The organism is Vibrio sp. OPT46 (assembly GCF_015163535.1).
In the GTDB taxonomy this organism is placed as follows: domain Bacteria; phylum Pseudomonadota; class Gammaproteobacteria; order Enterobacterales; family Vibrionaceae; genus Vibrio; species Vibrio alginolyticus.
The window spans coordinates 114,472-125,661 of the sequence record NZ_JADDYG010000236.1 but is presented as its reverse complement, the minus strand read 5'-3'; the positions used below and the strand labels follow the sequence as shown (position 1 = coordinate 125,661).

16 protein-coding genes are annotated in these 11,190 nt (G+C 44.7%); 8 read left to right on the top strand and 8 right to left on the bottom strand.

Annotated features, from left to right (window positions below):
• Both IQR33_RS10090 and IQR33_RS10085 read left to right on the top strand, forming a co-directional pair.
• A partial coding sequence (locus IQR33_RS10090) for a sulfurtransferase TusA family protein (RefSeq protein ID WP_193843679.1) occupies positions 1 to 219 on the top strand: 219 nt, incomplete at its 5' end.
• Between the two features lies 1 nt (position 220).
• Positions 221 to 1,294 carry an AI-2E family transporter gene (locus tag IQR33_RS10085; RefSeq protein WP_005389843.1) on the top strand — a complete coding sequence of 358 codons (1,074 nt, stop codon included), beginning with the start codon at positions 221 to 223 and terminating at the stop codon, positions 1,292 to 1,294.
• 77 nt (positions 1,295 to 1,371) lie between these two features.
• Here the strand turns inward: IQR33_RS10085 and bcp are convergent, their stop codons facing one another.
• Complete coding sequence (gene bcp, locus IQR33_RS10080; protein ID WP_005380418.1) at positions 1,372 to 1,842, bottom strand: thioredoxin-dependent thiol peroxidase; 471 nt, start codon at positions 1,840 to 1,842, stop codon at positions 1,372 to 1,374.
• 16 nt (positions 1,843 to 1,858) lie between these two features.
• Positions 1,859 to 2,401 (bottom strand): glycine cleavage system protein R, encoded by a 543-nt coding sequence (locus IQR33_RS10075; RefSeq protein ID WP_005380420.1) that lies wholly within the window; start codon positions 2,399 to 2,401, stop codon positions 1,859 to 1,861.
• Between the two features lie 475 nt (positions 2,402 to 2,876).
• On the opposite strand from IQR33_RS10075, the gene dapA reads away from it, so the two are divergent.
• Both dapA and bamC read left to right on the top strand, forming a co-directional pair.
• The gene (gene dapA, locus IQR33_RS10070) at positions 2,877 to 3,755 is read left to right on the top strand and encodes a 4-hydroxy-tetrahydrodipicolinate synthase (RefSeq protein WP_005380422.1); all 879 of its coding nucleotides are present in this window, start codon (positions 2,877 to 2,879) and stop codon (positions 3,753 to 3,755) included.
• An 80-nt stretch (positions 3,756 to 3,835) separates the two neighbouring features.
• A complete protein-coding gene (gene bamC, locus IQR33_RS10065; RefSeq protein ID WP_065274753.1) occupies positions 3,836 to 4,855 on the top strand; it encodes an outer membrane protein assembly factor BamC in 1,020 nt (339 codons plus the stop codon).
• A 106-nt stretch (positions 4,856 to 4,961) separates the two neighbouring features.
• Here the strand turns inward: bamC and IQR33_RS10060 are convergent, their stop codons facing one another.
• Genes IQR33_RS10060 through IQR33_RS10045 form a run of 4 tightly spaced genes read right to left on the bottom strand, consistent with a single transcriptional unit; the run spans position 4,962 to position 7,380 of the window.
• The gene (locus tag IQR33_RS10060; RefSeq protein ID WP_005380425.1) at positions 4,962 to 5,165 is read right to left on the bottom strand and encodes a DUF2897 family protein; all 204 of its coding nucleotides are present in this window, start codon (positions 5,163 to 5,165) and stop codon (positions 4,962 to 4,964) included.
• Complete coding sequence (locus tag IQR33_RS10055) at positions 5,162 to 5,860, bottom strand: M15 family metallopeptidase (protein WP_193837306.1); 699 nt, start codon at positions 5,858 to 5,860, stop codon at positions 5,162 to 5,164. The genes IQR33_RS10060 and IQR33_RS10055 overlap by 4 nt, the downstream gene beginning before the upstream one ends.
• A 14-nt stretch (positions 5,861 to 5,874) precedes the next feature.
• Positions 5,875 to 7,011, bottom strand: a complete 1,137-nt coding sequence (gene dapE, locus IQR33_RS10050) for a succinyl-diaminopimelate desuccinylase (RefSeq protein WP_005380429.1) — start codon at positions 7,009 to 7,011, stop codon at positions 5,875 to 5,877.
• 18 nt (positions 7,012 to 7,029) lie between these two features.
• Positions 7,030 to 7,380, bottom strand: coding sequence for an ArsC family reductase (locus IQR33_RS10045; RefSeq protein WP_005380431.1), 351 nt, complete (start codon positions 7,378 to 7,380; stop codon positions 7,030 to 7,032).
• Positions 7,381 to 7,671: 291 nt separating this feature from the next.
• Between IQR33_RS10045 and IQR33_RS10040 the strand changes: the two genes are divergently transcribed.
• A complete protein-coding gene (locus IQR33_RS10040; protein ID WP_005380433.1) occupies positions 7,672 to 7,959 on the top strand; it encodes a winged helix-turn-helix domain-containing protein in 288 nt (95 codons plus the stop codon).
• Between the two features lie 34 nt (positions 7,960 to 7,993).
• On the opposite strand, the gene IQR33_RS10035 is transcribed toward IQR33_RS10040, so the two are convergent.
• Both IQR33_RS10035 and IQR33_RS10030 read right to left on the bottom strand, forming a co-directional pair.
• Complete coding sequence (locus tag IQR33_RS10035) at positions 7,994 to 8,326, bottom strand: DUF4156 domain-containing protein (RefSeq protein ID WP_005380435.1); 333 nt, start codon at positions 8,324 to 8,326, stop codon at positions 7,994 to 7,996.
• 3 nt (positions 8,327 to 8,329) lie between these two features.
• On the bottom strand, positions 8,330 to 8,683 hold the full coding sequence (locus IQR33_RS10030) for a DUF2956 domain-containing protein (protein WP_193837307.1): 354 nt from the start codon (positions 8,681 to 8,683) through the stop codon (positions 8,330 to 8,332).
• A 144-nt stretch (positions 8,684 to 8,827) separates the two neighbouring features.
• Between IQR33_RS10030 and IQR33_RS10025 the strand changes: the two genes are divergently transcribed.
• From IQR33_RS10025 to IQR33_RS10015, 3 genes are all read left to right on the top strand, one after another.
• Complete coding sequence (locus tag IQR33_RS10025) at positions 8,828 to 9,313, top strand: DUF2919 domain-containing protein (RefSeq protein ID WP_025768263.1); 486 nt, start codon at positions 8,828 to 8,830, stop codon at positions 9,311 to 9,313.
• A gap of 46 nt (positions 9,314 to 9,359) precedes the next feature.
• A complete protein-coding gene (locus IQR33_RS10020; protein WP_054576281.1) occupies positions 9,360 to 10,262 on the top strand; it encodes a Dyp-type peroxidase in 903 nt (300 codons plus the stop codon).
• Between the two features lie 146 nt (positions 10,263 to 10,408).
• A partial coding sequence (locus IQR33_RS10015) for a flagellin (RefSeq protein ID WP_193843678.1) occupies positions 10,409 to 11,190 on the top strand: 782 nt, incomplete at its 3' end.

Below are 11,190 nucleotides of genomic sequence, written 5' to 3'. Positions count from 1 at the left end.
GAGCAACGTTGTCCTATGGCACTGTTACTTGCAAAGCGTCATGCTGCTGAGGTCTTTCAAGGAGAAGCAAAGCAGTATCATCAACTTGTCATTCAAGTGGTGGACAACAGCTCTAAACGAGACATTGTGAACTATCTTAGTGCCCAAGGGTACTCGGTTGATTGCCAATCTATATCAGAGCACTACACATTGACTGTCTTCAATAAGGAATCCGCATAAGATGTTTGAAATGGTTAGTCGTTGGTATAAACGACGTTTCTCTGACCCTCACGCAGTAAGTCTCGTCGCGATCTTGCTGTTTGGCTTTATCACCATTTACTTCTTTGGACACTTGATTGCGCCATTACTTGTCGCGATCGTTTTGGCTTATCTACTTGAATGGCCAGTTGTCAAAATGTGTCGTATGGGCGTGCCGCGCACTTTGTCGGTTATTATCGTGATCTTGGTCTTTGTCGGGTTAATGTTAATTGCGTTGTTTGGCTTGGTTCCGACGATTTGGACTCAGGTCGGTAATCTAATTAACGATATTCCGAACATGTACAACGGGCTACAAAAGTTTATTGTCACATTGCCAGAGCGCCATCCTGAACTAGCCAATTTAGAAATAGTAGAAACCGTGGTGACGAACGCCAAAAACCAAGCACTGGGGCTGGGTGAAAGTGTCGTCAAAGGGTCGCTTGCTTCATTAGTTAGCATTGCAACGCTAGCGGTATATTTGATCTTAGTGCCACTCCTTATCTTCTTTTTGCTTAAAGACAAAGAAGAAATGCTGCGAATCGCAAGCGGTATTCTGCCGAAAAACCGTAAATTGGCGAATAAAGTTTGGCATGAAATGAACGAGCAGATATCAAATTACATTCGCGGTAAAGTGTTAGAGATTTTAATCGTGGGCGGTGTGAGCTACGTAACTTTTGCCCTTTTAGATCTTCGTTACTCGGCGTTGCTTGCCGTAGCCGTTGGTCTATCGGTTTTGATTCCTTATATCGGTGCGGCGGCTGTTACTGTACCTGTTGCTATCGTTGGTTTGTTCCAATGGGGTTTAACGCCTCCGTTTTATTGGTTGTTGCTTGCTTACGGTATTATCCAGGCGCTGGATGGTAATGTGTTGGTTCCTGTTCTGTTTTCCGAGGCAGTAAACTTACACCCAGTTGCTATCATTGTGGCTGTATTAGTCTTTGGTGGGCTGTGGGGTTTTTGGGGGGTGTTCTTCGCCATTCCTTTAGCGACATTAGTCAAAGCCGTATGGCATGCATTACCAAGCACGGAAGAAAACGAACCTGTCGAACAAGAGTAGTTGTTACCAAAGGTACGATGGTTAAAAGAAAGCCCAGCAGTTTGCTGGGCTTTTTGTTTGTAGAAAAACAATAGCGTTTAAGCGTTTTCGTTTAAGTAGTTTAATACGACTTCGTGGTGATCTTTGGTTTTGAACTTGTTAAACACGTGTTCGATCACGCCTTCTTCATTGATCAGAAAGCTAATGCGGTGAAGACCGTCGTATACTTTGCCCATGAATTTCTTTTCGCCCCAAACGCCGAACTGGTCTGCAACGGCATGGTCTTCATCAGAAAGCAGAGTGAAGTTTAAATCATCGCGCTCGATGAACTTGCCTAGGCGCTTTACAGGGTCGATGCTTACGCCGAGTACTACCACGTTATGTGCATCGAGTTCAGCTTTGATGTCACGAAGGCCTTTTGCTTGTGTAGTACAACCCGGCGTCATCGCCTTAGGGTAAAAGTAGAAAAGTACTTTCTTGCCTTTAAAGTCTTCAAGAGAAACGGTATTTCCGTCTTGGTCGAGCAAAGAGAAGGCTGGCGCTGGCGAGCCTGCTGTCAGCGTATTCATTTTGATTTCCTTTACTTTATAGTGTGTTTTTAATGAAATTCAGAGAACCTTGTACGTTGAGCGACTTACAAAGTTCATCGAAGTCTTCTTGTAACTGCATCAAATTAAAATCCGCGCTTACAGATGCAGTAATCGCAATGTGAAACTGGTCAGAATCGAGTTGAATTTTCGACTTGCTGATGGTTTGCGCACTAAGAGAGTCTAAACCAATCTGCTGATCAGCGAAGAACTTAGTAAATTTTTCAGTTAACCCAGGGCGGTCTTCAGACTCAATAAACACTTCCATGGTGTAGCTGTTATCGAGCAGTTCGTGCGCCGCTGTGCGTTTCATGATCGTAATAAGGTCATGTTCTTGGCCAAGCAGGGGCAATTGCGTTTCAACTCGAGTCACGCTGCTGGCGTTCCCAGTCAGGAGCATGATCAGCGTAAATTCGCTGCCAAAGATAGCGATACGGCTATCGACTATGTTACAACCAGCTTGAGTAACGAGCTGTACGACTTGGTTACAAATGCCTGGACGGTCCGTTCCAACTGCTGTAAGTACCAGATGTTGCTTCATAAATGAGCTTCTTGTCCTTTCTTCAATAGAGAGATGTTAGCACAGATATTGCGAAGAAATATCGAGCCAGTTCTTTTTTAGTCTATAAAAAGCAGGAGGATGTTGAGGGGAGCGGTGGGAAATAAACAGTAAATGCAGGCTACAGGATAAACAAAACGTTTGCATGATGTGCTTGCCTATTGTCTGGCCGTTTTATTCACTTAGATCTGACTTGGCTAACAAGACCAAAGAGTATATTTTCCTTGCTTGTGCTCTTCAGTATTTTCCAAATCACTGATAGATTCTAAAGTCACTCGAAAGCCCAACACGATTATCAATATTGCCGTTAATCAAACCAAATAGAGCAATTAAGTTGCTAGACCTCTAACAACTGGTAATTATTCATTCATTTGTACTTTGTAAGCGAGTTTACGCTCTTGTGTTTTTCAATCGCATTACAGTACCATGCAGAAAGAGTTAAATGAGGGAGATAAACATGTTTTCAGGAAGTATCGTAGCGCTGATTACGCCATTCAAAGCAGATGGCGAAGTAGACTTTGATGGTCTGCAAAAGCTAGTAGAGTACCACGTTGAAGCGGGTACAGACGGTATTGTGGCAGTAGGCACAACAGGTGAGTCAGCGACACTGACCATTGAAGAGCATGTAAAGGTCGTTAATAAAACTGTTGAGTTTGCCGACGGTCGCATCCCTGTGATTGCTGGCACGGGTGCAAATGCTACCCATGAGGCAGTAACATTTAGCAAATTACTGGCTGATTCTGGTATTGCTGGCTTCCTGAGTGTGACACCGTATTACAACAAACCAACTCAAGAGGGTTTGTTTCTACATTACAAGGCAATTGCCGAAGCGAGTGATGTGCCTCTAATTTTGTACAACGTACCAGGCCGTACTGCTGTTGATATGCAGCCAGAAACAGTGGCACGCTTGTCAAAGCTTGATAATATCGTGGCTCTAAAAGATGCAACGGGCGATTTGGAACGAATTGCAATTCATCGTGAACTTTGTGGCGAAGATTTTATCTTACTAAGTGGCGATGATGCGACAGGGCTGGATTTTGTGAAACTTGGCGGCAATGGTGTTATCTCGGTAACGAACAATATTGCAGCTAAAGACATGGCAGACATGTTCCATTTGGCAAGTGAAGGTAAGTACGAAGAAGCAGAAGCGATTAACCAACGCTTGATGACTCTACACAAAAACCTTTTCATCGAAGCAAGCCCTATCCCAGTAAAATGGGCAGCGCAAAAGCTTGGTTTGATTGAAGAAGGTGGTTTGCGTCTTCCTTTAACTACGCTTTCTGAAAAATCGCAGCCGATCGTCGAGCAGGCGCTAACAGACGCCCATATTTATTAAGATTGAGCTATTAAGATTGAGTTACTAGGATTGAAGTTCATACTGGGGGCCAAAGCGCCCTCGGTGTTTTAGGAGTATAGATGAAGCTTTCAAGCCAGTTAGTGTTAAGTTCATTAGCTGTATTCGTATTGACTGCCTGTTCAGGTGGTGCCAATCAACGTCGTCAAGCAAAAGATGACTTCGAGTATTTGAACTCCCCCAATTTGGGTGAGTGGAATGTCCCACAGGGTGCACAGCCTCAGTTTTACCCTAACTACGAGATCCCTCAGGGTAACTACGCTGGTGGTGTCGGTAAAGATGTCGACATTCGTCCACCTCAACAAGTCCTAGAGCTTATTCCCGGTGCACGTTTGGACCGCAGTAGTGATGGTGAAGTGACACTTTGGCTACTTCGTAAAGATGAACTAGATAAAGTTTGGCAAACGGTGCAAAACATGGTCGCGGCCAACGAGATTCCAGTTGAAAGCCAAACAGACTCTCGCATCGAGACAGGATGGGTGACTTGGGATTCGCCAGATGAAGAGCTAGAAATTGGCAGCCGATATGAAATCGTACGCGCTGAAGCAAATGGTCGACACGGCTTTAAGGTGAGCATTATTGACTGGCGTGAAGGCAATCAAGTGAAAGAAGTAACGGCGACCAACCGTGAGCGCTACAATGTGTTCATGACGAACTTGGTCACCGCTCGCTACGATCAAGAAGTGCGTGAAGAAGCACAGCGTAAAGCGCAAGAGTTGGTTAAACAGATCCCAATCACAATGGGTAAAGACCGCAGCGGACTTCCTGTGATTATCGCGCGTGCGCAATACAACATGCTTTGGCAACGTCTGCCTAATATTCTACCTAAGATGGGCTTTAAGATTGAAGAGCGTAGCCAGTCTCAGGGCACAATCACTGCGAAATATGCATCTCCGGATGATGAATTCTGGAATGATATCGGCGTTAAACCAGTGGAGTTAGCCGCTGGTAAGTACACATTCTTACTTGGTGATTTAGGCAACCGTACGTCTATCAATATCACCGACTCCTCTGGCAAGCCAGTAGAAGAAGAGTTTTTGAAATCACTAGCGCCTGTATTGGCTGCAACAGTGAAGCAGTAAACAAAGCGAGCTTAACGCGGCGTGTTTACTTAATGATAGAAAAGGGACCTAGTGGTCCCTTTTTTGATGTTTAGATTAAATGTGTCGAGATGAAGCTGGTGAGTAACTAACGAGGCTCGTTTTTGTTTTTATCTTCTTCAGCGTAGCGCTGTTTATCCAATGTGTTCAGCTTATCTAAATCGTTCTTACGGCTTTTATCCATCTGACCAAACTTCATTTTTGCGGTATATTTGAGTGCGGCAATATTACCAATGACCACGCTCAACACTACAATAATAATGACCCAAGGATTGGTTAGTATTTCTATCATAGAGCCTCCGGCGGCGTGATATTGTGAATAAATTTGGCAACGACGTTATCCAAATTATTCAGTATGACGTCAATCCCTGCAATGTTGTCGGTCTGATTTTGTTTAATCAACTGGCTTCTGAGTACATCAAGCGTCAACTGCTCGAGGCATTGCTGCCCGACAGCGCGGTGACTAATGTGCCAAGGCTCAATCGAAACGCCACCTAAATCGTGCTGATAAGGAAAGAAGAAACCGAACCGACCAAGGTTGGCTTTTAACCATTGGTAGAACGCCTGCTGGTGGCCTTCGAGATACTCCCAAGGTTCCAACTTGAGTTTTGTGTCAGCAGGCAATAAATTGCGCGCATAGACATCAAAATCACAACCCCAATGATGACGACTTCCTCCGGGCAATGCCGACCAGCGCAAAATGGCCATCAATTTCTCTTTGTCATTTAACTCTGCTTTATTCAAAGGGCGGGAGTTGATGTCGAGAATTGGCAACTCACCAGAAAACTTCCCGTTCCAGATGGCTTTTTGGCGATTAAAGTCACGAAAACCACTGGCGATTTCCATTTTGAAACCTGCTTCGGTTGCGGCATTAATCATCTTCAATAAGTCATTGACTACTTTAGGGTGAAGCATAAATGCCTTTTGCCCCACTAGTGTGGATTGAAGATGGGAATCAGTGATTCCGGTGAGTTGCTCTGGTGTCATTGTGTTCTCGCTGATTACTTCGCCAATAGGTGTTTCAACGTGTTTTCGTACATGTCCGTCAACTTTTCAAGATCGTCGACTTTCACACACTCGTTCACTTTATGAATCGTAGCGTTAACAGGGCCTAACTCTACGACTTGACCTCCCATTCGAGCAATAAAACGACCATCAGACGTACCGCCAGTTGTAAGTAGCGCTGGCTTCGTATCATTGACTTCGGCCACAGCAGCTACAACCGCGTCTAGCAGTGCGCCCGTATCGGTCAGGAATGGGTCTCCGTTGAATGTCCATTTTAGGTCGTAGTCCAGCTCATGCTTGTCCAATGTTTCGGTAACACGCTGAACAATTGCGTCATTGTTAAGCTCAGTACTAAAACGTAGGTTGAACTGAACATGGAACTCGCCAGGAATAACGTTAGACGCACCAGTGCCAGCCGATACATTCGGGATCTGGAAACTAGTCGGTGGGAAGTAATCATTCCCTTTGTCCCATTCTGTCGTCGCGAGTTCATGAATCGCGAGTAGAGACTCGTGCACTGGATTGCTGGCTAGGTGAGGGTAGGCCACGTGACCTTGTGTTCCTTTTACCGTTAAATCACCAGTGATGGATCCACGGCGTCCATTTTTCACTACATCGCCAACCACGTCGGTGCTGGATGGTTCACCAACAATACACATATCGATGTTCTCACCACGTTCCATCAACGTTTCTACAACGCGAACGGTACCATTGATAAATGGTCCTTCTTCATCTGACGTAATCAAAAAGCCAATTGAGCCTTTGTGGTCTGGGTTTTCTTCAATGAAGCGTTCGACAGCAACGACCATAGCAGCTAGCGACCCTTTCATGTCAGCTGCGCCGCGGCCATGCAAGTAACCATCAATAATGGTCGGTTCAAACGGATGTGTATTCCAGTGTTCCAATTTGCCAGCTGGTACCACATCGGTGTGGCCAGCAAACGCAAATAGCGGCGCTTCTGAACCACGTCGAGCCCAGAAGTTCGTGGTGTCTTCAAATACCATCACTTCAATTTCAAACCCGAGTGCTTTTAAGCGCTCGATCATCAAATCCTGACAACCTGCGTCTTCCGGCGTTACGGACTGTCTACTGATCAGATCTTTAGCAAGTGCCAATACTGGACTGTCTGTCATCCTTGAGTATTCCTTTATTTAAGAGTTGAAAATGCTAGCGTATTGATCAGCTTTAAAACCGATATGAAGTTGATCATTCACTTTTAAAATTGGGCGTTTAATCATCGCAGGGTTTTCTACCAAAAGAGCGATGGCGTTTTCCTCGTTAAGTGTGTCTTTCTGCTCTTGCGCTAATTGGCGGTAGGTTGTGCCACGTTTATTGAGCACCTGTTCCCAACCTAAAGCGCGACAAAATTCACTTACCATTTCTGCATCAATGCCTTGCTTACGGTAGTCATGGAAGTCGTAAGCAATATCCTCGGCTTCTAACCATTTCTTGGCTTTTTTGATCGTATCGCAGTTGGGAATACCAAACATGGTAATCGACATAGTGTTTCCTTTTTCTTTGTTCTATTTTTCACTGGCGCGGTTAAGACGCACTTAAGTGATTTGGGCTGTTAAAGCATCCTATCAAGAAGCAATCAAACTGACAAAATGCGGTGGAAAATATTTTCAGATAGATTGAGATAACTAATGTCACATAACTTATTTACGATGAATGCGCTATAAATCGAATAAAAATTCGTCTAAATTAAATGGAAAAGTCGAGTTATTGATCAAACGCAACACCTCGCTGAGCAAAAACGAAATAATGAATCAGCACAATTTTAGGAGGTGTCAATGGAATTGAGTCCTGTTTTTGCAAGGCGGCTATATTTGGCCTTGTTGGTGGAAAACCTAGAAAGGCCGAATGTGCCAAAGTTGATCGAAAAAACGGGGTGGCCTCGTCGTACTATTCAAGATGTACTCAAGGCGTTACCTGGGATCGGCATTGAACTCATATTCGTTCAAGATGGCCGACGTCATAATGACGGCTATTATCAACTTTCAGATTGGGGGCCTTTTGATAGCCAATGGGTTCTAGAGCGGGAGAGAGATATCGCTAGCAGTCTTGGATTTCGTGCATAAGCCAGCAATTGCTGGCTTTTTTCATATTCAGGCCTCATCCATTGCAGCGGTAAGCGGAACCCAGCACGCTAAATGAAGTGATAAAATCTTGTGGGGAGACCATAAAAACGGTGTCCGCATCGATAGCCGCTGCATTGTTTTTTAAATCGTTCATCGCGCCTTGCATCATCGCGTCATTAGTCATGAAAATGTAGTTATACCAATGGCCTTCACTTCCGGTGACTTCGCCTTTGTATTCGCATCGCTCAGGGTCGAATTGCGCGTCAATGCGAATATGAACATCTTGACTTTGAGCATGAGTAAGGTGAGAAGGCATCGTGCAACCCGTTAGAAGCACGACAAAAAGTCCAAGTAACAGGCGTTTCATTAGCTATTTCCCCAATACTATGTAAGCAGCAAAGTCAATCCAGCTCAGGACAAGTAGTGTCCAAGGCAGTTTGCTTGATGAATGGTTTGGCGCATCGTCGGTGATATTGTCTTGTTCGATAATCTCTTCATGCTGACGTTGTTTTTCACGTTGCTGTTTTTTCTTCGCTTTATCGGCTTGGCGGTTGCGCTCTTTTTGTTGTTTCTTATATTGCGCGATGCCTTTTTCGATACCTTGAGCGATGAGCTTGGTTTGCTCTTTAGTTTGGCCGGGCTTTTGCGTGGATTTAGCAATTCTCATCGCTTCGGCTTGTGTTTCTTGAGAAGGCACAGGGGTGGCAGGAGTTCTTTTTTTCATGTTTCTCATCAACGTCGCTGTAAATCTTTGTTTAGTTTACCTGTGTAAGGTGCTGAAATGAACTTCAGTTCTCATCTTTGTTGGCTTGCAACTCTGAAACGATAGGTTAAAGTGACGTTTTTATCACATAAAGAAGAAGATGTTGTGCGCTATTCGTTTGACCAATATGACGCTCATGGATTTTTAAAGGCGCCGATCATTTTATGGGTGGGATGGATGTTTCTTGTGCGTTCATGGGTGGTGTTTGCCATGGCTGGTGTAAGTCGTGATAGTGGCAGTAAGCTACTCGCTATTGTTTACCCAGATTCAAGTACGTTGTATTTAGGTTTGGCGATGGGCATTCCAAGTTTGCTTCTTATGTGGTTAATGGGGCTTCGTCATCCCGACAGAGGATGGGTAAACAGAATTACTCGCTATGGTCGCGAGATCACTTTGATCTTGTGCGGTATTCAACTTGCTCAGACCATGTATCATGTGTACCTAGAACATGGAGTGTTTAATTGGGCAAACGCCCTTACCATTACCTTATTAGCTTGGTTTATGATCTATCTTCTAAATGGAAGATGGGTAAAAGACTGTTTTCATGTGCCACAATTGGCGCACGATGAACAGCAGCATTCAAAGAATTAAAAACAATAACTTCCCACTCTGGGGCAAAGTAATAGAGGAAACCTCAATGTCACAAGCTCAAACGGCGATCGTGCCAGAAGCCGGGCCATTTGCACTGTACACTCAACTCAAAGTGAACCAAAACCGTGAAAACGTATTAGAAAAACTGAAAGCACTACCAAAGTTGGTGGAAGAGTTAAACATTACCCAGCCGGGTGCAGCGCTGACGCTTTCTATCGCATTCACAAAATCGTTTTGGGAACACCTTAATGTAGACGCGCCAGAAGAGCTTATTGATTTTACTCAACTTGGCGAAGGTGACATCGTTGCTCCAGCAACAGACGTAGATGTACTGATTCACTGTCACTCGACTCGTCACGACTTGCATTTTTACGTGTTGCGTAAGTTCCTAGAAGAGACGGCACAAGATGTCACCATTGTGGACGAAACATATGGGTACCGTTACCTTGATGCTCGTGATATGACAGACTTCATTGATGGCACAGAAAACCCGAAAGGGGAGGCTCGCGCTGATGTGGCTCTAGTAAAAGAGGGCCCATTTGCTGGAGGCAGTTATGTTATGGCTCAGCGCTTTGAACATAACCTTGCCGCTTGGAATCGATTGAATGTCAAAGCGCAAGAAAAAGTGATTGGTCGTACCAAACCAGACTCTATCGAGCTAGAAGATGTTCCTGCTGCGTCGCACGTTGGTCGGGTTGATATCAAAGAAGAAGGTAAAGGTTTGAAGATTGTTCGCCACAGCTTACCATACGGGACGGTGACCGGAGCTCACGGTCTGTTGTTCATCTCTTACTGCAATACACTTCATAACATTAAAGTGATGCTAGAAAGTATGTACGGCGTAACAGATGGTAAAACAGACCAAATGCTTCGTTTCACAACAGCGGTAACAGGTGCGTACTTTTTCGCTCCTTCGCAAGAAATGCTCGCAGAGCTAGCCATCAAGTAAGTTCTCAGACTTTATTTCTTAAGCCCTCCAATTAGAGGGCTTTTGTTTTCTATTTCTATTCCAATCTCTTTTCAAAAAACACTAAACTTTTCTGTTACTTGGTCGATAAGTATCCAAAGCCTTAATTTATTTGGAGTCTGTGTCTCGTGGCGATCACCGTTAATACCAATGTAGCAGCACTTGTCGCACAGCGTCATTTGACCAGTGCAACTGACATGCTGAACCAATCCATGGAGCGTTTGTCTTCAGGGAAGCGTATTAACAGCGCAAAAGATGACGCGGCGGGTCTGCAAATCTCCAACCGTCTGCAATCGCAAATGCGTGGTTTGGATGTCGCGGTACGTAACGCGAATGACGGCATTTCCATCATGAAAACTGCGGAAGGCGCGATGAATGAGGTGACCAATATCATGCAACGTATGCGTGATTTGTCGCTACAGTCAGCCAATGGTTCAAACAGCAAAGCGGAGCGCACTGCACTGCAAGAAGAAGTTTCTGCTTTAAATGATGAGTTAAGTCGTATTGCAGAAACGACCTCCTTTGGCGGACGTAAATTGCTGAATGGCACATTCGGTACATCGTCTTTTCAAATCGGAGCAACGGCTGGTGAAGCGGTACAAATTGGCCTGCGGACCATGCAGCCGGAATCTTTAGGTAGCTTTTCAATGAGCTCATATCAAAGAGTCAGTTCAGATTGGACGGTTCAAAACGGAAATAATGAAATTGTTATCAGCTACCGTGATAACAATTTTGAAGAGCAGGAGATCCGTATTGAAGCTAAAGCTGGCGACGATATAGAAGAACTCGCGACTTACATTAATGGGCAAACCGATAAAGTGAAAGCGTCTGTTAATGAGGAGGGGCAACTGCAGTTACTCATGTCCCACAAGGACGCCATAAAATACCCTGGACCAACCTTCAGTGGTGG

Excerpts from the sequence above, each read along its gene's own strand:
- IQR33_RS10055 (WP_193837306.1), bottom strand. The coding sequence starts at position 5,860 with ATGACACCAGAGCAACTCACCGGAATCACTGATTCCCATCTTCAATCC.
- IQR33_RS10085 (WP_005389843.1), top strand. The coding sequence starts at position 221 with ATGTTTGAAATGGTTAGTCGTTGGTATAAACGACGTTTCTCTGACCCT.
- bcp (WP_005380418.1), bottom strand. The coding sequence starts at position 1,842 with ATGAATACGCTGACAGCAGGCTCGCCAGCGCCAGCCTTCTCTTTGCTC.
- IQR33_RS10035 (WP_005380435.1), bottom strand. The coding sequence starts at position 8,326 with ATGAAACGCCTGTTACTTGGACTTTTTGTCGTGCTTCTAACGGGTTGC.
- IQR33_RS10075 (WP_005380420.1), bottom strand. The coding sequence starts at position 2,401 with ATGAAGCAACATCTGGTACTTACAGCAGTTGGAACGGACCGTCCAGGC.
- IQR33_RS10020 (WP_054576281.1), top strand. The coding sequence starts at position 9,360 with ATGTCACAAGCTCAAACGGCGATCGTGCCAGAAGCCGGGCCATTTGCA.
- IQR33_RS10045 (WP_005380431.1), bottom strand. The coding sequence starts at position 7,380 with ATGTCGATTACCATGTTTGGTATTCCCAACTGCGATACGATCAAAAAA.
- IQR33_RS10040 (WP_005380433.1), top strand. The coding sequence starts at position 7,672 with ATGGAATTGAGTCCTGTTTTTGCAAGGCGGCTATATTTGGCCTTGTTG.
- dapA (WP_005380422.1), top strand. The coding sequence starts at position 2,877 with ATGTTTTCAGGAAGTATCGTAGCGCTGATTACGCCATTCAAAGCAGAT.
- bamC (WP_065274753.1), top strand. The coding sequence starts at position 3,836 with ATGAAGCTTTCAAGCCAGTTAGTGTTAAGTTCATTAGCTGTATTCGTA.
- dapE (WP_005380429.1), bottom strand. The coding sequence starts at position 7,011 with ATGACAGACAGTCCAGTATTGGCACTTGCTAAAGATCTGATCAGTAGA.
- IQR33_RS10030 (WP_193837307.1), bottom strand. The coding sequence starts at position 8,683 with ATGAAAAAAAGAACTCCTGCCACCCCTGTGCCTTCTCAAGAAACACAA.
- IQR33_RS10060 (WP_005380425.1), bottom strand. The coding sequence starts at position 5,165 with ATGATAGAAATACTAACCAATCCTTGGGTCATTATTATTGTAGTGTTG.